The following is a 17,659-nucleotide window of genomic DNA, read 5'->3' on the forward strand; positions in this document are numbered from 1 at the left end:
TTCGCATGGCCGGACACAGCAAATGGGCCAACATCAGGATCAGGAAGGGCGCACAGGACGCCAAGCGCGGCAAGCTGTTCACCAAGGCGGCCAAGGAGCTCATGCTCGCGGCCAGGCTCGGCGGCGGCGACCCGGCGGCCAACAACCGCCTGCGCCAGGCCATCAGCTACGCCAAGTCCATCAACCTGCCCAAGGACAAGATCGAGACGGCCATCAAGAAGGGCACGGGCGAACTGCAGGCCGAGCAGCTCGACGAGATCCTCTACGAGGGCTACGCCCCCGGCGGCGTGGCCGTGATCGTGGAGACCGCCACGGACAACAAGAACCGCACGGTGGCGGAAATCCGTCACATCTTCGGCAAGCGCGGCGGCAACCTGGGCGAGTCCGGCTCCGTGGCCTGGATGTTCGAGCGCAAGGGCATGTTCCTCTTCCCGGCGGAGAATTTCACCGAGGAGCAGCTCATGGAAGCCGCGCTCGAAGCCGGAGCCGAGGACGTGAAGGATGAGGGCGAGGTCTTCGAGATGCATTGCGCCTTCGAGGATTTCGGCGCGGTGCAGCAGGCCCTGGACGCGGCTTCCCTGGCCTATTCCGAGGCCAAGGTGACCATGCTGCCCAAGAACACCGTCCCGGTCGACGCCGAGACCGGCCGGAAGGTCCTGGCGTTGCTCGACATGCTTGAGGACAATGACGACGTGCAAAACGTCTACGCCAACTTCGACCTGCCCGACGAAGTGCTGGCGGAGATGGAAGGCTGAACGTGACCGCGCCCTCGGATCGACCGAACCCGCCCCTGGTGGTGCTCGGGCTCGATCCGGGCTCGCGCGTCACCGGCTACGGGCTGGTCCGCGACGACGGCGGCAGGCTCGTCTTTGTCGACGCCGGAGTCATTTCCCTTGGCGCGGCGGACATGGCCGCGCGCCTTGGCCGCATCCACACGGAACTCAGCGCGCTCATCGTCCGGCATTGCCCGGTGGAAGCGGCCCTGGAGAACGTCTTCGTCAGCCGCAACACCATGTCGGCCATCAAGCTCGGGCAGGCGCGCGGCGCGGCCATGGCCGCCTGCGCCGTGGCCGGGTTGCCCGTGGCCTCCTACGAACCCACGGTGGTCAAGAAGGCCGTGGTCGGGGTGGGCCGTGCGGACAAGGACCAAGTGGCCTTCATGATCGCCCGCGTGCTGGGCGTTTCCGGTCGGCTTCCCGCCGACGCCAGCGATGCCCTGGCCGTGGCCGTGTGCCATCTGAACGAGCGGCGCATGCGCCGCCTGACGGGGTGCGTCAAATGACGGGAGCCGCCCGATGATCGCCTACATTCGCGGCGCGCTTTTCGAGATGGACGAGCGCGGCTGCACCGTGCTCACGGCCGGGGGGCTGGGCTACGAAGTGCATCTGGCGCACAAGACGCTGGCCAATCTGCCGCAACGCGGGGCGGACGTCGCTTTTTACCTGCACCTCGTCATCCGCGACGACGCGCGCGAGCTTTACGGTTTCGAGAGCCGCGAGGAGCGCGAGGCCTTCCGCACCCTGATCGCCATCTCCGGCTTTGGCCCGCGCAAGGCCCTCTCCGTGGTCAACCAGTACGGTCCCGACGATCTCGTGCGCATCGTCATGGAAGAGGACGTGGCGGCCCTGACGAGCATCTCGGGCATCGGCAAGAAGACCGCGCAGCAGATGCTGCTCGAACTGCGCTACAAGCTGGACAAGAAGGGCGTTGCCGCCCACGCGGCCAAGGCCCCGGAGCAGGCGCGAGGGGTCTTTCGAGACGTTCTTGCCGGGCTCGTCAACCTGGGCTACAGCGAAGAGGATGCCGCGCCCCTCGTGCGCGAGGTTTTGGAGCGCGAGCCGGATCTCGACGTTGCGGCCGCGCTGCGCAAGGCCTTGCAGGCCATCGCTCGGGCGAAAAGCTCCTAGCCGTCTTCAGGAAGACAGATGCAATTCGACACGCCTCCCATCCCGCAGGTCGGCCCCACCGGCTGCGCCGACGACGCCATCAGGCCCGAGCGGCTGTCCGAGTTCATCGGCCAGAACGACCTGCGGGCCAATCTTTCCGTCTATCTTCAGGCTGCCCGTGAGCGCGGCCGGGCGCTGGACCACACGCTCTTCTACGGCAACCCGGGCCTGGGCAAGACGACGCTGTGCCGGATCATGGCCGCGGAGATGGGCGTGAACATGGTTTCGACGTCGGGTCCCGTGCTCGAACGCACCGGCGACCTTGCGGCCATCCTGACCAACCTGGGCCGCCACGATATCCTCTTCGTGGACGAGATTCATCGCATGCCGGCGAGTGTGGAAGAGGTCCTCTATCCGGCCATGGAGGATTTCAGGATCGACCTGATCATCGGCCAGGGGCCGGGCGCGCGGTCGGTCAAGATCGACCTCGAACCCTTCACCCTGGTGGGCGCGACCACGCGCATCGGGCTGCTCACGTCGCCGCTGCGCGACCGCTTCGGGGTCATCTTCCGCCTGGATTTCTACGGTCACGACGAATTGGCCTTGATCGTGGAGCGCGCGGCCAGGATCACGGGCGCGCGCGTGACCCGCGAGGGCGCCATGGCCATCGGCAGGCGCGCCCGTGGCACGCCGCGCATCGCGGGCCGACTTCTCCGCCGGGTGCGCGACTTCGCCCTGGTGCAGGGGGCCGAGGTCATCGACGAGGCCGTGGCCGTAGCCGCCCTCGATCGCATGGACGTGGACCCGCACGGCCTGGACCAGATGGACAGGGCCATCCTGGGCGTGCTCATCGAGCAGTTCCAGGGCGGACCCGTGGGTGTAAAGACGCTGGCCGTGGCCCTCTCCGAGGAAGTGCGGACCATCGAGGAGATCTACGAGCCCTACCTGATCCAGTGCGGCTTCATGAAGCGCACTCCGCGCGGTCGCGTGGCCACGGCCAAGGCCTACACCCATCTGAAAATCATCTAGCCGTTTTGCAAGGAGCATGCGTGCGCATCATCGACCCGTCCTTCGAGATCATGCATATGGCCGAGCCCGCCGACCTTTTGCGCCTGCTCGAACTGGCCGGACGCGTCTGCTACAAGTCCGAGGACCGCATCACCGAGGATTCGGCCGCAGACTTCATCGGCCGCATCGTCCGCTCGGGCCACGAGTCGGTCATCGAGCACGCCGGGGCCACGGTGCGCTTCGTCTGCGACAGGGGCGTGACCCACGAACTGGTGCGCCACCGCCTGGCCTCCTACAGCCAGGAGTCCACGCGCTACGCCAACTACGCCAAGGACAAGTTCGGCCGCGAGATCACGGTCATCCGGCCCCATTTCTGGGCCGAGGACGACGCGCGCTATGAACTCTGGAAACAGGCCATGCTCGCGGCGGAGAAGGCCTACCTCGATCTGGTGGACGCCGGGGCCACGGCCCAGGAGGCGCGGAGCGTGCTGCCCAATTCCCTGAAGACCGAGATCGTCATGACCGCCAACATGCGCGAGTGGCGGCACGTGCTGAAGCTTCGTTGCGACACCCCGGCCCACCCGCAGATCCGGCAGGTCATGCTGCCGCTTCTTGCCGAGTTCAACCGCCGCCTGCCCGCGCTCTTCGGCGATCTCGCGGCCCGCTTCAACGTCACCTGAGACCGTTGCCGGGCCGTCCTCCCCGACACATTTTGGATATCATCCCGAACAGCCCGGCTTGACCGGGCTGTTTCGTTTGTCGCGCCGCGGCCTTACGTCGTTCGAGGTGGCAATCGTTTAATCATAGGCAATTATAAATGTTGTGGCGCCGCGAGCGACGATTGCGCGCGGCTGTCGCAATGCTGCGCCGACCGCTTTGTCCGGCAAACCCGAATTTCATCAATGGTTCCGCGGGGGAGAACGCGGCCCGTTGAAAACGTTACGGATTTGTTTATATTTTTATTTTCAGTATGTTGGAGGTATATTTATTGTCTTTTTCGGGTTTTCGCACTGGCAAAAATGTCAACTGCGAGACTTGTGCGTAAAAGCGAAAATGAAATGAAGAATGCGATTTTGGAAGAAAATTATGTTCATGCCTGTGGAAAACAATTCCCCGGCGCTGTTGGGTGCATACCGGAGCGGGGGAGAAGAGGCAGGATTCCCGCTGGCTCCACGGGAGGGGCGCGAAGACGCAGAATCGCCAAGATAATGAATAAGGTTTTGTTTTTCAGATGGATAGGCTGTAGATAAAATGCCGGGGGCAAGGCTTCATTTAGCCGGTCAGCCAGCGTTGCGGCACGCGATGAAAACTGGTTTAGACTGCTCCCCATGAAACACGGCTGGGAGCATATTCTCGAAATCCTCGAAAAAAGGCTGAATCCAGGTCTCTTCAAGGTCTGGATTAAACCCCTGAACGCAGAGTTCAAGGGCGGGGATCTCGTCCTCACCGCTCCCAACGATTTTGTCGCCTCCTGGGTCCGCGACAGGCTCGTCGGCATGATCCGCGAAGCCGCCAGCCAAGCGCTCGGAGTCTCGCCCGAGATCGTGGTTCGGGCCGCGAGCGCCAAGCCTGCTCTCGCCGGAGCCAAACCCGCGCTCGTCACCTCGGCCATGCGCACCATGGACGTCGCCTGCGGCAGGAGCGCCTCCAGCGAGCCCGCGACCGCGGCCCCATCCTACCAATGGCGTTTCTCATTCGACGATTTCGTGGTCGGTCCCAACAACGCTTTGGCCCACGCGGCCTCGCAAAGCGTGTGCCGTCAGTCGCTCTCCACGGACCAGCTTTTTTTGTGCTCGGCACCGGGGCTCGGCAAAACGCACCTTTTGCAGGCCATCGGCAAGCAGCTCTTCCAAGAAGCCAACGTCCGCCGTGTACGGCTGCGCTATCTCACGGCCGAAGAATTCGCTACGCGCATGGTCATGGCTTTGCGCATGAACGAGATCGACCGCTTCAAATCCGAGTTTCGCGAGAACGTGGATCTGTTGCTCATGGAGGACATCCATTTTCTGCAGGGTAAGGAGAAGATCCAGGACGAGCTTTTGGCTACGCTCAAGGCCCTTCAGGAGCGCGGCAGCAAGGTGGTTTTCACGAGCTCTTTCCTGCCCAAGGAATTGTCCGGCGTGGACAGCCACTTGGCCTCGCGCTTTGGCTCGGGTTTTTTGACGGTCATCGAGCGGCCCGATTTCGAGACCCGCATGCGCATCGTGGAACAAAAGGCCAGGAGCCTGTATCAGGTCCATCTGCCCGAGGACGTCTCGTCGGTTCTGGCCGAACGCATCCGCTCCGACATCCGCCAGCTCGAAAGTTGCCTGCAGAACCTGATCCTCAAAGCCCGGCTCATGCGCGAGCAGATCACCATGGAGATGGCCCTGCAAGTGCTCTCCAACTACGCCCAGGAGCAGGAGAGCCCTGACATCGGCAGGATCATCGACGCAGTGTGCCGCACCTTCAGGCTCGCGCCGCCCGAACTCGCCTCCAAGAGCCGCAAGCAGGGCGTGGTCATGGCCCGCAACACCGCCTTCTTTCTGGCCCGCAAATACACCGACCTTTCACTCAACGACATCGGTCGCCACTTCAACCGCAAGCATTCCACGGTCCTCAAGGGCATCACCAAGGTCGAACGCGAGATAAGTCGACGCACGCCGCACGGTCGTCAGTTCGAGCGGGCTCTGGAAGTCCTCGATCTGTAGGGGCCGACCAAGAAGCGCCATCGAGGCGTGCCGTGAAAATCCAAGGTCGACGCACAGTTCTCCTGCGCATCAGCCTTGGATTTTTCGTGCGCCTTGTCTCCGGCTTTTTGTGAAAGGTCTGTGGAATGGTTTTTTCAGGAACCTGCAATGGCTGTTAGTTCCATGCGTCCCCAAAGGGCGATCCTGCCGTCGCACTGGGCAAAGACCCCTTCGATCCCGATCTCCTCCCAGGCCATGGCCTGATCCGTGACCGCCGCCAAGTCGCGCGACGAGCGCAAGCGGTTGCATAGAGCCGTGGCAGCGGCGTCGGCCAGGCTCGCGTCGCGGGCGCGCACAGCCACGAGATCGCCCGCGCCGAAGGAGAGGGAATGGCCGATGCGGCCCGAAGAGGCGCAGAAGCTGACCGGAAATTCGTCAGGCATGATCGTTACGCCCAGAGCCACACCATGGGATGGGTCGGCCAGGATGCCGATGGTGCGTTCCCTGGTAGAAAGAGCGTAGAGGTCGCCGCCGTTCTCAACGAGCACGTCCGGGCTCGCCTCTGCCAGCGCCTCGGCCACGCCTTGGGCTACTGCTCCGGCCACTGCCGCCATGGGGCCCACGCCCGTTCTGGCAGCGGCGTCGCACATGCGCCTTGCGATAAGCGGTGCGCCGCGAGGCGCGGCCACGGGCGAAAGGCTGGTCAGAAACTCCGGGTACAGGACCGCGTGGGCCATGATCTCGCCGCGCAGGCGCCGCGCCGCGTCGGCGGCTTCATGGGAGAGATCGCGCCGGGCCGTGATCATGAGGTCGGATTCCTCGACCACGACCTGAAACGAAACCTCGCCGGGTTGCGTGGACAGGGAGGCGCGGTAGCGGCGCGCAGGGTCGAGGTGGCCTTTGCGTCCGGGCTTGGGCATGGCGTCAGTCTCCGGAGGCGGGGCCGATGCGCAGGACCGAACCTTCGCCTCGGATGAGCGCGAAATTCCCGCATTGCCTTTGGACCGCGTTCAACTTCAGATCCTGTGCGAATTCATCTGGAGTGCCTACGTAATCCAGGCGGTAAGTGGCCGTGGAGCCCGCGTGGCGCAGGAAAACCGCCTGCCCGGCGTCGGGCAGGACGCTCGCGAGGCAGTCCATGACCTCCCGGCTCCGGTCTGGCGAGAAGAGCCCCTCGTGGGTCACGGTGAGCGGTTCGCCGTTTCTGGGCGGATAGGGCGGCCGTCCTCGTTCGTCCAGGGCGAGGGCGTCGCGCATCATGTCGCGAAGCCGCACCGAAGCCGCGATCGAGACTTGCAGGGCGTCCAGCGCATTCATTTCCTCACCGGTCTGGCGCACGGCTTCGAGGTAGGCGTCGGCCATATGGTTCAGTCGGGGCCGGACGCGGTAGAAGGCGTCGCGCGTGGGGCCAGGACCCATGTGAGCCAAAACCGCCTGTTCCAGCGCATCGAGCCGCGCCAAGCGGATAGCCTTGCGTCGGGCGGCGCGTTCGGGCGGCGGGCCGTTTTTGGGGTGAGGTCCCACAAAGGCCATACCCACGCCCGTCACGGCCGCGCTTTGCGGCAAGTCGGCGAGCGGGTCGCCCTGGGCCGACACCGGACCGTGCCATAGGCAGGCGAACAGGCAGCAGGCCAGAGCGAGAAGGCGGCATGTTGTCATCGTGATTCCTTCCGGGACGAAGCTCTTTTCGTGGTTAGGATCTCGTCCACCAGGGCCACGTAAGGCTCAATGCCGCAGGCCACGTCGTCCGGCCAGACGAACGGGGTTGGCGCGGGTTCGCTCAATGCCTGTTTGATGAGTGTTGCAAGCCTGTGAGAGTCTGCCGGATCGTCGAGTACGCAATGCGCGGGGAGAAAGAAGCTGGCGCCGTTGTCGCGCGTGGTGATGGCTTTGGCGCCCGAGGCCAGCGCTTCCAGGACCACGTTGGCGCAGGTGTCGTAGAATGTTGGCAGCACGAAGACATCCGAGGCGTGGTAGAGCCTGGGCATGTCCGTGACCCGGCCAAGAAAGATGACGCGGTTCCCTACTCCGAGCCGTGCGGCCTGCGCGGCGAAGCGAGCGGGATTACGTCCCCCGGCGACCAGGAGCCGGATGTGGGACGGCAGTTCGGCCATTGCGGCCACGGCCGTGGCCACGCCTTTGAGCATGAAGTTCGTGCCCGCGAGGCTGACCACTGCCTCACCCGTCGCGATGCCGAAGGAGGCTCGCGCGGCCTCTCTCTCGGCTTGGCTCGGCGGACGGAAACGCGTCAGATCGGGTTGGTTGTAGACCACGTCCATGCCGTGCTCCGCGAGGTGGGGGAACGTTTCTGCCATCCAGTCGCGCACGAGGTGTGAGACGCAGACCACTCGCCCGGGGACGGCAAACTGGCGCTGCTGGATGGCCCGACCCACGGCGTTGGCCGGGGATAGAGCGCGCCGCAGCCGCTTGGTGAGACGGGCCAAGCCGTATGGGTAGGCGCGGATGGATTTTTCCTGGAATACCCTCAGGGGGCCGCCGCTGACGCGGGCGATGTCCTGGGTCAGGGTGTTGCCGCAGGAGATGGCGACATCGTAGCGGCCGCGTTTGCGGGCGCGCTCGGCGGTGATGGCAAACCAGGCCGCCTTGATCGCCTTGCCCAGGGGCGGGCGGCCGAGCGTCACAACACCCACACCCGGCGGCGGATCGGTTTCGGCACGGGCGCAGAGCACGTCCACTTCGTGTCCCCTTTCCGCCAAGGCCTGGGCCAGTCTGCGGGCGAAGACCTCGGTGCCGCCATAGGTGGCTAGGCGCTCCACGAGAATGGCCACGCGCCCTGGTACGGCGTCGCCTCGCGGTGCGCCATCAGGATGTTTCCGTGAGCGTTCGAGCACGGCTGGCTCGTATCTTGCTTCAGGATTGTCGGCGTTCTTCACCGGGCGCGGCCACGTGCTCCTTCTTGTGCACGGCCTCGGCCTTGACCCTGTCGAGAAACTCCGCCAGGGCAGGCTTGACGTTCTCGCGGATGTCGCCCGCCACAAGGAGAAAGAGCACGTCGTCGCCGGGGAAGAGCAGGCCGTCGTTGGCCTCGGCCACGGCGCGCCAGATGCCGGGTTTGGCTTCGATGTCGCGGCGGATGGCCTCGACCGTGTCGCGATCGACATGTATGTCCACGGCTTCGACGGTTTCGTGCCCCGCGCGCGACCAGCCGCGCACGACGCCGTTATGGACCAGGACCATGCCCACGTTTTTTTGGAATTCCGGGTCTTTCTTGAGTTCGGCAATGGTTTTTGAGATGTCCATGAGAGTATCTGACCTCTTCGGATGTCGTTGATCTGACATAATACCCTCGGGACGGGCCGATGTATAGCTTTTCCGAGTTAGTTGAAAATCTGCCGAGCGTGGGGCAGGCGCGTGTGGTGTCGAGCGGTTTTGGCGTCTGGATGGTCTGGTCCGGACAGCTCTCCAAGGCACTCACGCAGACTCTTGAGGACCACGGCGGCGTCAAGATGTCCGCCTCGGCCTCCCAGGCTCTGTGGTTCTTCTCCACACGCGAGGCCTTCAAGGCGCTCGCCCGCCTACAGATATGGGCTCGCATCAATCCTTTGCCGTTGTTTTTCGCGGTCGTGCCCGCCTCGATTCTCGTGGGTTGGAAGAACGACGTATCCCTGTCCGTTTCGGCCGAACTGCTCAAGCAGGAAGTCCATGCCCCAGATTCCTTCGAGGTACTCGTCCATCCTCGCTGCCATGAGGCTCTGGCCGGTCTGGCAGGGCTCACGCTGAAGCCGGTGGGCGCCGTGCCAGGCCTTGCCGCGGCCGAATGGAAGCGCCTGGAGGCAGAGTCGGGCTTTTCCTACGACTCTTCTCTGGCCTGGTATTTCGTCATCAAGCCGCTCGGCAATCCCGGTGAGCGCGACTACACCCTGGGCTGGCGCGGTTTCTTCAACAATGCCGAGGCCGTGTTGCGGCGCATGGGCCTTAAGTACATCTACAACGAGTCGGCGCTCATCCTTCCTCTTGAAAATCTTCGTCTGTTGCGCTCATGGACCAAGGAGATGCTGACGCTGATGCGCGGAGTCAAGGCGGATTCCGAAGCCCACTATTGGCCGTGCGTGATGGTCGCGGTGGGCAAGGAAGGACTGAACTTCAACGAGGATCTGCCGCGCAAACTGAACATCGAGTGGAATCGGCTATCCCCGGATTATCCGCACATGAGCTATCGTACCGCCTTCCTCATGGGCGAGGAATTCACGGTCAACGCCGTGAGTTATTTCAACGAGCGCCAGGGACTTGACAACTGGTGCTACGTCAGCCTCTCGCAGGCGGGAGAGGACGGCACAGGAGCGGGATCGCTTCAGGTCGATCTTCCGCGCCGCATTCTCGTGGGCACGGAGGCCGAGTGCTTCTACTGCGGACTCAAAAACCACCGCCCCTCGGCCTGCCCGTCGCGCCAAATTCCCCTCGGCAGGCCCAAGGTCTTCGAGAAATTGGCCTCCATCAACGTGGAGGACTTGAGCGCCATCTCCGCCGAAGTGGACGAGGCCTTGCAAAAGAACCCTCTACAAGCGATCCCGCCCTTGCTCGAAGCGAACAGCAGGGCCGGGCTCCTCGTCCAGGGCATGTTCGAAAACACCCTCCCATTCCAACTGCGCATGCTGGCCATGGTCTGGCGCAGCCGTTCCAAGGACTGGGAGGACGCCTTCGATTCGCTCGGTCCCGAGGAAGGCGAGTTCATCTGGAATGCCTTGGAGAGCCTGCGCAAGGACGATCGAGCCTCGGCAGAGCAGTTGGCGGCGCACGCCATGGCCCGCTATCCGCGCAGCTATCAGCCGAGAGCCCTGAACGCCTTCCTGCTGATGGAGGCCGACGACCACCAGCAGGCCATGTTCTTTTTCCAGGAGGCGGAACGGCTTTCTTACACCCCTGTGCAGCGGGCCGTATTGTGCATGTTCATGGGCAGGCTCTGGGAATACCAGTACGAGTTCGGCAAGGCCGTGGCGCTCTACAAGCAGGCCGAGGGCCATGCTCGGGGATGGAGCGACGCGCTGTACAGGCAGGCCGTCTGCCTTGTCAAGATGGGCTTTACGGAGCACGCCATCGGCATCATCCAGCAACTTGTGGAGCGCGATCCTCACATGTTTAACCGGATCGTGATCGATCCAGAATTGGAACGGGGCCGTTTCAGCATCCTGTCTGCCTTGTGGGACATCTGGCGCGAGACCCGGGACGAGGCGGGCAAGGCCAGGAAGATCGCCGAGGAATTGGCCGGTAAACTCGATTTGTGGTTTTCGCCGGAACACGAGTTTCTGGAGGTGGCCGCTCCCCGCATCGACAAACTTCTCGCCCTGACCCGGGTGGAAAATTTCGTCTCCTACCGCCGCCTCATTGCGGGCACCAAAATATTCAATCAGGAATTGCAGGAAAAGGTGGCCCAGGAGATCAAGCTTTTCGAGAAGCGCGTCACCCAGCTCATTGAGCGCCTCTCCTTCGTCCAGCGGGATGCCTCGTGGTTTCCGTTTCCCAAGCTGCTGCGGGATTTCAACCACGATTTCAACTTCTGCGCCGACAAATTGAACTGGATGCGCACCCAGCATATGCAGATCGCGGAGAATTTCCGCAAGGCGCAAGGCTATTTGGCCGATGTCGAGGAGCGACTGACAGTCCTGCAAGGCAGGCTGGTGACGCTGCGTATCATCCGCGATTCGACATTTTTCGTCCTGCTCCTGGGGCGAAATTTCATCTGGTTGGAGCTCATCGGGCTCGCCTTGGCCCTGGTCATGGTTCCGGCCATCATCTACGGGGCGCAGCACTACTTCGAATCATGGGCCCTCGATCTGCTCACCCGGCAGAAGTGGCAATTGCAAAAGGGGCTCATCGTCATCTTGTCCGTGGTGGCCATGATCGCGGCGGCCATCAAGACCGCGGTCTCGTTCGAGCGCAAGAAGGAAGAGCTCTTCAGCGCGGAATACGAGAAAGAACTGCGCGAACAGGCGGGCCGCAAGAAGACCAGAGGCAGGCGCAAGCCTGCGTCCGCTTCGGGCGGAGTTGGAAAAGGCAAGGCCACGGCGGCGAAGGGAGCGGCAAAGGCTGCTCCCGCCAGGAGCGGGGGTAAATCTGGCCGTCAAGCGGGGGCTTCGGCCGGGACAGCGCGGAGCAAGGGCGGCAGATAACACGTCGCCCGTCGGGCATCGGTCTGGCGGGAAAGCTTGCGGATATTTTTCCGCCACGAAGCGCGAAGCGGCAGAAGCGGACAAAAAAAGCGGGGTCCGAAGACCCCGCTCGAATGATCAGAAGGCGGTTCGCTGTTTAGACACAGCCGGTGGGCTTGGGCAGGCCGGCCATCTTGCAGGCTCCCTTGCCGGGTCCGGAGGGGAACAGCTCGTAGATGTGCTTCAGCTTGTAGCCGGTCACCTTGGAGAGGATGCGCACCATCGGGGCGATACCGTTCTTGCGGTAGTAGTCCTGGAGGAAGTCGATGACCTTCTGGTGCTCGTCGGTCATTTCCTTGATGCCTTCCTGCTCCTTGACGTACTCCACCCACTCGGGGCTCCAGTCCTCGAACTTCTGCAGGAAGCCGTCCTCGTCAACCTCAAAGGTCTTGCCCTGGAATTCGACAGTCGCCATTGTTCTCCTCCTTGAAGAGTTGGTTTGCGGGTTTTAGCACCCTGATACCGGCCTGTCAAAATGCTTGGAACCTCTGGCCGGTCACCTCGTATTCGATTGCGGCCCCGTAGGCCGACAGTCGCTGTGTCGGGCGTCATGGGTTCTAAATTGTGCGCGCCGATTTCGTCAATAGTTGATTTTTTTTTCACAAAGCGATGACGAACTCCACTTGTCACGGCGGCCAGCCGTCCGTGCGAAGTACGGAATTGTTTGTCATCAGTTTTGATTTGTTGATGTATTGCGCGCGTGTCCGGTTCACAGCTTGGCCGGGAACGGCTGGTCTCCTGGCCTTTCGCCATGCCTCCCGGACGCGCGGGGAAAACGACGCCGTGCGTCCGGGGGCCAAGGCGTCCGATTTCCTTGCCTAGGAAATCTGGCGCAAGTGCTCGCGGGCGAATTCGAGTGAGGGGTCCATTTCCAGGGCCTTGCCCAGGTATTCACGCGCCTCTTCGTGGCGGCCGGAGAATTTGTGGCACAGGCCCAGATTGGCCAGGTCCACGGCCGAACCGGCGTCGAGGTCGAGGGCCGCGCCGAAATCCTCGGCCGCCGCAGTGTATTCCATCTGCTTGAAACGGCACACGCCGCGTAGGTTGAAGAACTCCTTGGCGCCAGCCTCAAGGGCGATGGCCTTGTCGAGGTAGGGCAGGGCGCCGGCGCAGTCGCCGAGTTGGGAGAGGCTGTAGCCCGCGTAAAAAGCGCACAGCGAGGTGTCCTCGTCGCCTTTCTGCCGGGGCAGTGCGGCGTCGAACTTGATGAAAGCCAGGCCCGGATCACCCGCGTTGAGCGCGGCCAGCCCCTCGAAGAAGGGCAGGAAGTGGGCGTCGGGGTAGACGCTTTCGATGACCTTCAGGCCGCGCACGGCAGTCTCTTGATCGCGTTCCTCGCAGAGTCTGCGGCCCACGTAGAGGCCCAGGCAGGCCTCGCGGCTGCGTTCGCGGAAGCGCAGTCCCGGAGCGAAGTTGTAGTTGGTGGGCACGCCGAGGTCGGGGTGGCTCGTGTCGATGCTGTACAGGGGGTAGCCCATGGTCATGAGGCCATCGGCCAGGGCGCGCAGTTCCTCCCGGATGTCGTCGTGCTCCACGCTCGGCAGGGCTGCGAGATCGACTTCGCCGCCCTTGGTGAGCCAGGCGGCGTCGTCCATGTCGCGCGGCTTGTAGAGGCCCGACGGTTCGTAGCGCGCGGCGCTCTCGAAATCGCCCGCGAGTTGGGCCACTTCGGTCAGGGCGCGCACGGCGGCCTTGATCGGCGAACTGGCCGTGCCCGCCGTGAGAACGATTTCCGAGAGGGCCGGAAAGGTGCTCGGATCGTAAGCCACGGCTCCCACCGTGGGCACGGGGAAGCCGAGCGAGAAGTCTTTCATCCAGACCTGCACGCCATTACTCGTAAAACAGCCCAACAGCCCGGCGAGCGCCGGGTCGTTCGTGGCGGGCCTGATGGTGGGCAGATCCGCGGGCTGCGCGTCGTCGATGACGGCGCTGACGTGACGCTCCACGAGCTCGCAGCCGCCCTGCAGAAGCGATTCCTCCAGGGTGTTGCCCGCGCTCGATCCGTTGAATTCGTTCAGCAGCTTGAACCAGTTGGCGGGCACGTAACGCATCTCGCCGCTTGGCACATGCATGGCCGGACAAAAGCGCCAGGGCAGAAGGTCGAGCAGCATCCGCGCTTTGTCCTCGTCCATGGTCTCGCCCACGGACAAAAGGATTTCGGAGATCGGCATCAGGGCCTCGCCGAAGACGGCCTCGGCCTCGCTCCAGGTCATCTCTTGAAAGTTCTTCTCATTGTCGAAGAAGGCGAAAAAGCTGTAGCGCTCCACAAGCTCCATCAGGGCCGAGGCCTCGGCCTGCTCCGGCGAGGCGCCCTTGCCCATCTGCTTGTGCGAGGGCGTGAGCACCCGGGCCTTGGGGCCGTAGAGGCTTATGTAGACCGGAATGCCGAGGCGTCCGGTGTCGATGCGTTTGGTTCCGGCCAGAACCCCTTCGGCCTTCTCGGCCAGGAGCGCACGCACCTTGGCCACGGTTTCGACGGGGCTGATCGCCTTGTCCTGGTCCTTGGTGTAGGTCTTGAGGCAACTTGCAAGCTTACGCATGGGTCTTCCGGGTCATCCTGTAAATGGTGGAGAGGTGTTTTTCCGGTGTGGGGCCGCTGTCGTCGGTTTTGTCCGCCGAGTCGTGGGCGGAGCTTTTGAAGCCGATGGTGCATGCCTTGATGTCGTAGGCATCCTGGGCGAGGGAGAGAAACTTTTTGGCCTGACGGCAATAGTTGCGCGCTAGGACGATCTCCGCGCCGGGCCGCAGGGAGATGTGCGCGTCGAGGAACTTGGCCAGCGGCCGGGCCTGCTTTTCCAGGTAGAGGATCTCACTGCCCACGATGACGTCGAAGCGCTCGCCCATGCGATCCTTGGTGAAATCGACGCGGCGCGCGCGCACTCTGTCGCCGAGTCCGTTCTTGAGCGCGGCGATGCGGATGAAGAGCACCGCATCGGGGTTGATGTCGCTGATGGTGGCCGTAAAACCTTTTGCCGCCGCAAACAGGCCGCACACGCCCACGCCGCCGCCGATCTCCAGCAGGCTGCGTCCATCCGGCTCCAGGCGTTGGATCACGAGGCTCGCGAGCAGCGAGGTGCGCCATATTTTGGCCCAGAAGGGCAGTTCCGGCGGCATGCCTTCGGGCAAATCGCGCAGCAGACCGTCCACGAACGCTTCCATGTCCTCGATCTGCGGAACTTCGAGGGTCGTGCCGCCCACGGTCACGGAATCGAAACGCACACGATAGCGAGTGCGTGCGGCCGCAAGAAGATCGTCGAGGCTCGCGTCGGGCGGTGGAGTCGTGCTCACAATCTGTCCTTTGTAGGGTGGGGGGATGCCTGGGAGTAGCCGATTTGCACCGCTCGGTCAACGCGCCAGGGCACGATTCCATACTCTATTCGTATGATTTTGCAAGGGGAAAGAAAAAGGCCGGTCGCGTGGACCGGCCATGGAAAGCGTTTGGAGCGGGAAACGGGATTTGAACCCGCGACTTCAACCTTGGCAAGGTTGCACTCTACCACTGAGTTATTCCCGCTCAACGAGGCAGACGGCTGGTCTGAGGGTCGTCTGGGCTTTGAAGCCCGACGCTTCCGCCGTCCACATCTATATCATATTATAAAGAACGATCTTGGAGGCGGCATCCGGATTTGAACCGGAGAATGGAGGTTTTGCAGACCTCTGCCTTACCACTTGGCTATGCCGCCCTTTCTTTGGAGCGGGAAACGGGATTTGAACCCGCGACTTCAACCTTGGCAAGGTTGCACTCTACCACTGAGTTATTCCCGCCCAAAAGGGAGCACCTATTTATCCGCGACGGTATCGGGTGTCAACAGGTCTTTGTTGCGGATCGAAAAAAAGACCGCAACGCCGTGAATCGGCGTTATAATTTTTGGGGAGCCATGCTTTCGGGTACTCGGGGCTTTATTTTTCGGGATAATTCCATTAAGGGCAGGGCGAACTTCACGAGGGGGCCTGTCTGGCCTTCGGGAGAACATGATGCGGCAGGAAGACATCGATTATTTCCGGGTTCTGCTCAAGGACATGCTGGACGACATCCTCAAGGCGGGCGAAGAGACGCTGGAGGATATGACCGACAGCCCCGAGAACTACGCCGACCCGGCGGACAGGGCCACGGCCGAGTCCGACCGTTCCTTTACCTTGAGGCTCCGCGATCGCGAGCGCAAGCTGATCCGCAAGATCCAGGAAGCGCTGCAGCGCATCGACGACGGCACCTATGGCATTTGCGAGGACTGCGAGGAGGAGATCGGGGTGCCCAGGCTCAAGGCCCGTCCTGTGACCACGCTGTGCATCAAGTGCAAGAGCAAGCGCGAGCAGGAAGAGGATCAGCGCGGCGAGTAGCCGCCGCGCTCCCTGGGGGCGGCCGTGGACGCGGTCTTCTTTAGGGCGTTTGCGGCCTGCCTCGCGCCTCGGCTGACCGGGGCTCGCTGCGGCAAGGTCTTCGAGCCCGCCAAGGGCTGTTTCGTTTTCGCCCTCAAGAAGGAGGGCGAAGCGTTTTTTCTGCTTTTCCATCCCCACAAGGCGCGGGGCCTTTTCTGCCTGACCCCGGCCAAACCTCCCATGCCCCATGATCCCGGAGCGTTTGCCATGTGGCTGCGCAAGCGCGTCACGGGTTCGCGCGTGGTCGAATGCAGGGCGGACTGGCCCTCGCTCTCGTTTGCTCTCGTGCTTGCGGGACGCGGCGCACTGGTGCTCGATCTGAGACAAGGCGCGCGCCATGTGGACGTCCTGCCCGAGGACTTTGGCCGCCCGCCCCCCTGGCCGTCTCTCGACGCCGTTTTGGGCGACGAAGATATCTGGCGCGAGTTTCCGCATGTCTCGCCGGGGCTTCGCCGCCATCTGGGGGGGCTGCCTCGCGTTGAGGCCGTGCTCGAACTGGAAAGGCTTGCGGCGGGCGAGTGCGGCGAATTCTGGACAATGCCCGAGGGCCACGCCCCGGTCTGCTGGCCGCTTTGCTCGCCCGCGGCCGTGCGGCGCGAGGACGCGCTCTTGGCGGCACGAAGCGTTGCGGAGCCCAGGTTCTACGAGATGTTGAGCACAGACGCCTCCGAGGCGTCGCAGCGGGAAAAGGCTGCTGGGAAGCGCCGCGACCGCTTGCTGAAGCTGCTTGCCCGCGACGAGGAGCGGCTGGTCGGGCTTTTGGTCTCGCAACGCGCCGCCGAGGCCTTACAGGCCAATCTTTCCGCGCTTCGCTCCCGCGTGGACGGAGCGCAGCCCGAGCGGCTTACACTCGCCCACCCCGACGGCGGCCTTGTGGAAGTCGAGATCGATCCGCGCCTGGGCGCGGCGGGCACCATGCAGGCGCTTTTTTCCCGTGCCGCCAAGGGCCGCAGAGGGCTTGCCCATGTCGCTCGCAGGCGGCAGGAGGTATTGCGCGAATACGAGACCGCCTTCACCGACATCGTGCCGACTGCCCGCGAGGCGGACGGGAACGACGCGTCCGACGTGGGCCCGGCCGGTCCCGGATCGTCCCTGGAGAAACCCGCACAAACCCTCCCCAAGCGTTTTCAGGGGCTTGCGATCAAGGTCTTTGTGACCACGGACGGCTTTTTGGCGGTGCGCGGCAAGAGCGCGGCCGCGAACCACGGTCTGGTCACGCGCGCCGCTCGGCCCCACGACCTATGGCTGCACGTCAAGGACGCGGCCGGGGCGCACGTGGTGATCGTGCGCGACCATCCCGGCCAGGAAGTGCCCGAGCGAAGCCTGCTCGAAGCCGCCTCGCTGGCGGCGCTTTCCAGCCCCTTGCGGGACGCGGCCTGGGCAGACGTTCTGCTGGCCGAGGCGCGCGCCGTGCGCACGATCAAGGGTGCGGCCAAGGGCCTCGTGCGTCTGGACAAGCCCGACCGGGTTCTGCGCGTCCGGCTCGACAAGGAACTGGAGGATCGGCTTGCAGTCCAATGATTCCGCCGCATTTAGGGGGGCATGGACGCCT

16 protein-coding genes and 3 tRNA genes are annotated in these 17,659 nt (G+C 63.5%); 9 read left to right on the forward strand and 10 right to left on the reverse strand.

Going from position 1 to position 17,659, the window contains the following annotated elements; genetic code table 11:
- Positions 1-5 precede the first annotated feature (5 nt).
- The 6 genes from DSAT_RS04785 to dnaA all read left to right on the forward strand — a co-directional run bounded on the left by DSAT_RS04785 (position 6) and on the right by dnaA (position 5,584).
- Positions 6-755 carry a YebC/PmpR family DNA-binding transcriptional regulator gene (locus DSAT_RS04785; RefSeq protein ID WP_020886463.1) on the forward strand — a complete coding sequence of 250 codons (750 nt, stop codon included), beginning with the start codon at positions 6-8 and terminating at the stop codon, positions 753-755.
- A 2-nt stretch (positions 756-757) separates the two neighbouring features.
- Positions 758-1,282, forward strand: coding sequence for a crossover junction endodeoxyribonuclease RuvC (gene ruvC / locus DSAT_RS04790; RefSeq protein WP_020886464.1), 525 nt, complete (start codon positions 758-760; stop codon positions 1,280-1,282).
- Positions 1,283-1,295: 13 nt separating this feature from the next.
- Positions 1,296-1,907 carry a Holliday junction branch migration protein RuvA gene (ruvA, locus tag DSAT_RS04795; protein WP_020886465.1) on the forward strand — a complete coding sequence of 204 codons (612 nt, stop codon included), beginning with the start codon at positions 1,296-1,298 and terminating at the stop codon, positions 1,905-1,907.
- A gap of 18 nt (positions 1,908-1,925) precedes the next feature.
- Entirely contained in the window at positions 1,926-2,915 is a 990-nt protein-coding gene (gene ruvB / locus DSAT_RS04800) for a Holliday junction branch migration DNA helicase RuvB (protein ID WP_020886466.1), read from the forward strand.
- A gap of 20 nt (positions 2,916-2,935) precedes the next feature.
- Entirely contained in the window at positions 2,936-3,574 is a 639-nt protein-coding gene (gene thyX, locus DSAT_RS04805; RefSeq protein WP_020886467.1) for an FAD-dependent thymidylate synthase, read from the forward strand.
- Between the two features lie 648 nt (positions 3,575-4,222).
- Positions 4,223-5,584 (forward strand): chromosomal replication initiator protein DnaA, encoded by a 1,362-nt coding sequence (gene dnaA / locus DSAT_RS04810; protein ID WP_020886468.1) that lies wholly within the window; start codon positions 4,223-4,225, stop codon positions 5,582-5,584.
- A 134-nt stretch (positions 5,585-5,718) separates the two neighbouring features.
- Here the strand turns inward: dnaA and DSAT_RS04815 are convergent, their stop codons facing one another.
- The 4 genes from DSAT_RS04815 to DSAT_RS04830 form a co-directional block, all read right to left on the reverse strand.
- Entirely contained in the window at positions 5,719-6,483 is a 765-nt protein-coding gene (locus DSAT_RS04815) for a UPF0280 family protein (RefSeq protein WP_020886469.1), read from the reverse strand.
- 4 nt (positions 6,484-6,487) lie between these two features.
- On the reverse strand, positions 6,488-7,222 hold the full coding sequence (locus DSAT_RS04820) for a hypothetical protein (protein ID WP_020886470.1): 735 nt from the start codon (positions 7,220-7,222) through the stop codon (positions 6,488-6,490).
- Positions 7,219-8,352: a glycosyltransferase family 4 protein gene (locus DSAT_RS04825; protein ID WP_020886471.1), complete on the reverse strand. Its 1,134-nt coding sequence runs from the start codon at positions 8,350-8,352 to the stop codon at positions 7,219-7,221. The genes DSAT_RS04820 and DSAT_RS04825 overlap by 4 nt, the downstream gene beginning before the upstream one ends.
- An 82-nt stretch (positions 8,353-8,434) precedes the next feature.
- Positions 8,435-8,824: a molybdenum cofactor biosynthesis protein MoaE gene (locus tag DSAT_RS04830; protein ID WP_020886472.1), complete on the reverse strand. Its 390-nt coding sequence runs from the start codon at positions 8,822-8,824 to the stop codon at positions 8,435-8,437.
- A gap of 59 nt (positions 8,825-8,883) precedes the next feature.
- Here DSAT_RS04830 and DSAT_RS04835 point away from each other — a divergent pair, with 59 nt between their 5' ends.
- Positions 8,884-11,691 carry a tetratricopeptide repeat protein gene (locus tag DSAT_RS04835; protein WP_020886473.1) on the forward strand — a complete coding sequence of 936 codons (2,808 nt, stop codon included), beginning with the start codon at positions 8,884-8,886 and terminating at the stop codon, positions 11,689-11,691.
- A 136-nt stretch (positions 11,692-11,827) separates the two neighbouring features.
- On the opposite strand, the gene DSAT_RS04840 is transcribed toward DSAT_RS04835, so the two are convergent.
- The 6 genes from DSAT_RS04840 to DSAT_RS04865 all read right to left on the reverse strand — a co-directional run bounded on the left by DSAT_RS04840 (position 11,828) and on the right by DSAT_RS04865 (position 15,495).
- Positions 11,828-12,145, reverse strand: a complete 318-nt coding sequence (locus tag DSAT_RS04840; protein WP_020886474.1) for a TusE/DsrC/DsvC family sulfur relay protein — start codon at positions 12,143-12,145, stop codon at positions 11,828-11,830.
- A 403-nt stretch (positions 12,146-12,548) separates the two neighbouring features.
- Entirely contained in the window at positions 12,549-14,270 is a 1,722-nt protein-coding gene (locus DSAT_RS04845) for a YcaO-like family protein (RefSeq protein ID WP_020886475.1), read from the reverse strand.
- Entirely contained in the window at positions 14,263-15,018 is a 756-nt protein-coding gene (locus tag DSAT_RS04850; RefSeq protein WP_020886476.1) for a class I SAM-dependent methyltransferase, read from the reverse strand. The genes DSAT_RS04845 and DSAT_RS04850 overlap by 8 nt, the downstream gene beginning before the upstream one ends.
- 151 nt (positions 15,019-15,169) lie before the next feature.
- Positions 15,170-15,244, reverse strand: a tRNA-Gly gene (locus DSAT_RS04855).
- 94 nt (positions 15,245-15,338) lie between these two features.
- A tRNA-Cys gene (locus DSAT_RS04860) sits at positions 15,339-15,413 on the reverse strand.
- 7 nt (positions 15,414-15,420) lie between these two features.
- Positions 15,421-15,495: transfer RNA gene (locus tag DSAT_RS04865), tRNA-Gly, on the reverse strand.
- 210 nt (positions 15,496-15,705) lie between these two features.
- On the opposite strand from DSAT_RS04865, the gene dksA reads away from it, so the two are divergent.
- Both dksA and DSAT_RS04875 read left to right on the forward strand, forming a co-directional pair.
- Positions 15,706-16,068 carry an RNA polymerase-binding protein DksA gene (gene dksA / locus DSAT_RS04870; protein WP_020886477.1) on the forward strand — a complete coding sequence of 121 codons (363 nt, stop codon included), beginning with the start codon at positions 15,706-15,708 and terminating at the stop codon, positions 16,066-16,068.
- Between the two features lie 24 nt (positions 16,069-16,092).
- Positions 16,093-17,628, forward strand: coding sequence for an NFACT RNA binding domain-containing protein (locus DSAT_RS04875; protein ID WP_020886478.1), 1,536 nt, complete (start codon positions 16,093-16,095; stop codon positions 17,626-17,628).
- The last annotated feature ends 31 nt before the right edge of the window (positions 17,629-17,659 follow it).

Source organism: Alkalidesulfovibrio alkalitolerans DSM 16529 (genome assembly GCF_000422245.1).
Taxonomy (GTDB): domain Bacteria; phylum Desulfobacterota; class Desulfovibrionia; order Desulfovibrionales; family Desulfovibrionaceae; genus Alkalidesulfovibrio; species Alkalidesulfovibrio alkalitolerans.

Excerpts from the sequence above, each read along its gene's own strand:
- dksA (WP_020886477.1), top strand. The coding sequence starts at position 15,706 with ATGCGGCAGGAAGACATCGATTATTTCCGGGTTCTGCTCAAGGACATG.
- DSAT_RS04830 (WP_020886472.1), bottom strand. The coding sequence starts at position 8,824 with ATGGACATCTCAAAAACCATTGCCGAACTCAAGAAAGACCCGGAATTC.
- DSAT_RS04815 (WP_020886469.1), bottom strand. The coding sequence starts at position 6,483 with ATGCCCAAGCCCGGACGCAAAGGCCACCTCGACCCTGCGCGCCGCTAC.
- dnaA (WP_020886468.1), top strand. The coding sequence starts at position 4,223 with ATGAAACACGGCTGGGAGCATATTCTCGAAATCCTCGAAAAAAGGCTG.
- DSAT_RS04785 (WP_020886463.1), top strand. The coding sequence starts at position 6 with ATGGCCGGACACAGCAAATGGGCCAACATCAGGATCAGGAAGGGCGCA.
- DSAT_RS04840 (WP_020886474.1), bottom strand. The coding sequence starts at position 12,145 with ATGGCGACTGTCGAATTCCAGGGCAAGACCTTTGAGGTTGACGAGGAC.
- DSAT_RS04820 (WP_020886470.1), bottom strand. The coding sequence starts at position 7,222 with ATGACAACATGCCGCCTTCTCGCTCTGGCCTGCTGCCTGTTCGCCTGC.
- ruvA (WP_020886465.1), top strand. The coding sequence starts at position 1,296 with ATGATCGCCTACATTCGCGGCGCGCTTTTCGAGATGGACGAGCGCGGC.
- DSAT_RS04835 (WP_020886473.1), top strand. The coding sequence starts at position 8,884 with ATGTATAGCTTTTCCGAGTTAGTTGAAAATCTGCCGAGCGTGGGGCAG.
- ruvB (WP_020886466.1), top strand. The coding sequence starts at position 1,926 with ATGCAATTCGACACGCCTCCCATCCCGCAGGTCGGCCCCACCGGCTGC.
- DSAT_RS04845 (WP_020886475.1), bottom strand. The coding sequence starts at position 14,270 with ATGCGTAAGCTTGCAAGTTGCCTCAAGACCTACACCAAGGACCAGGAC.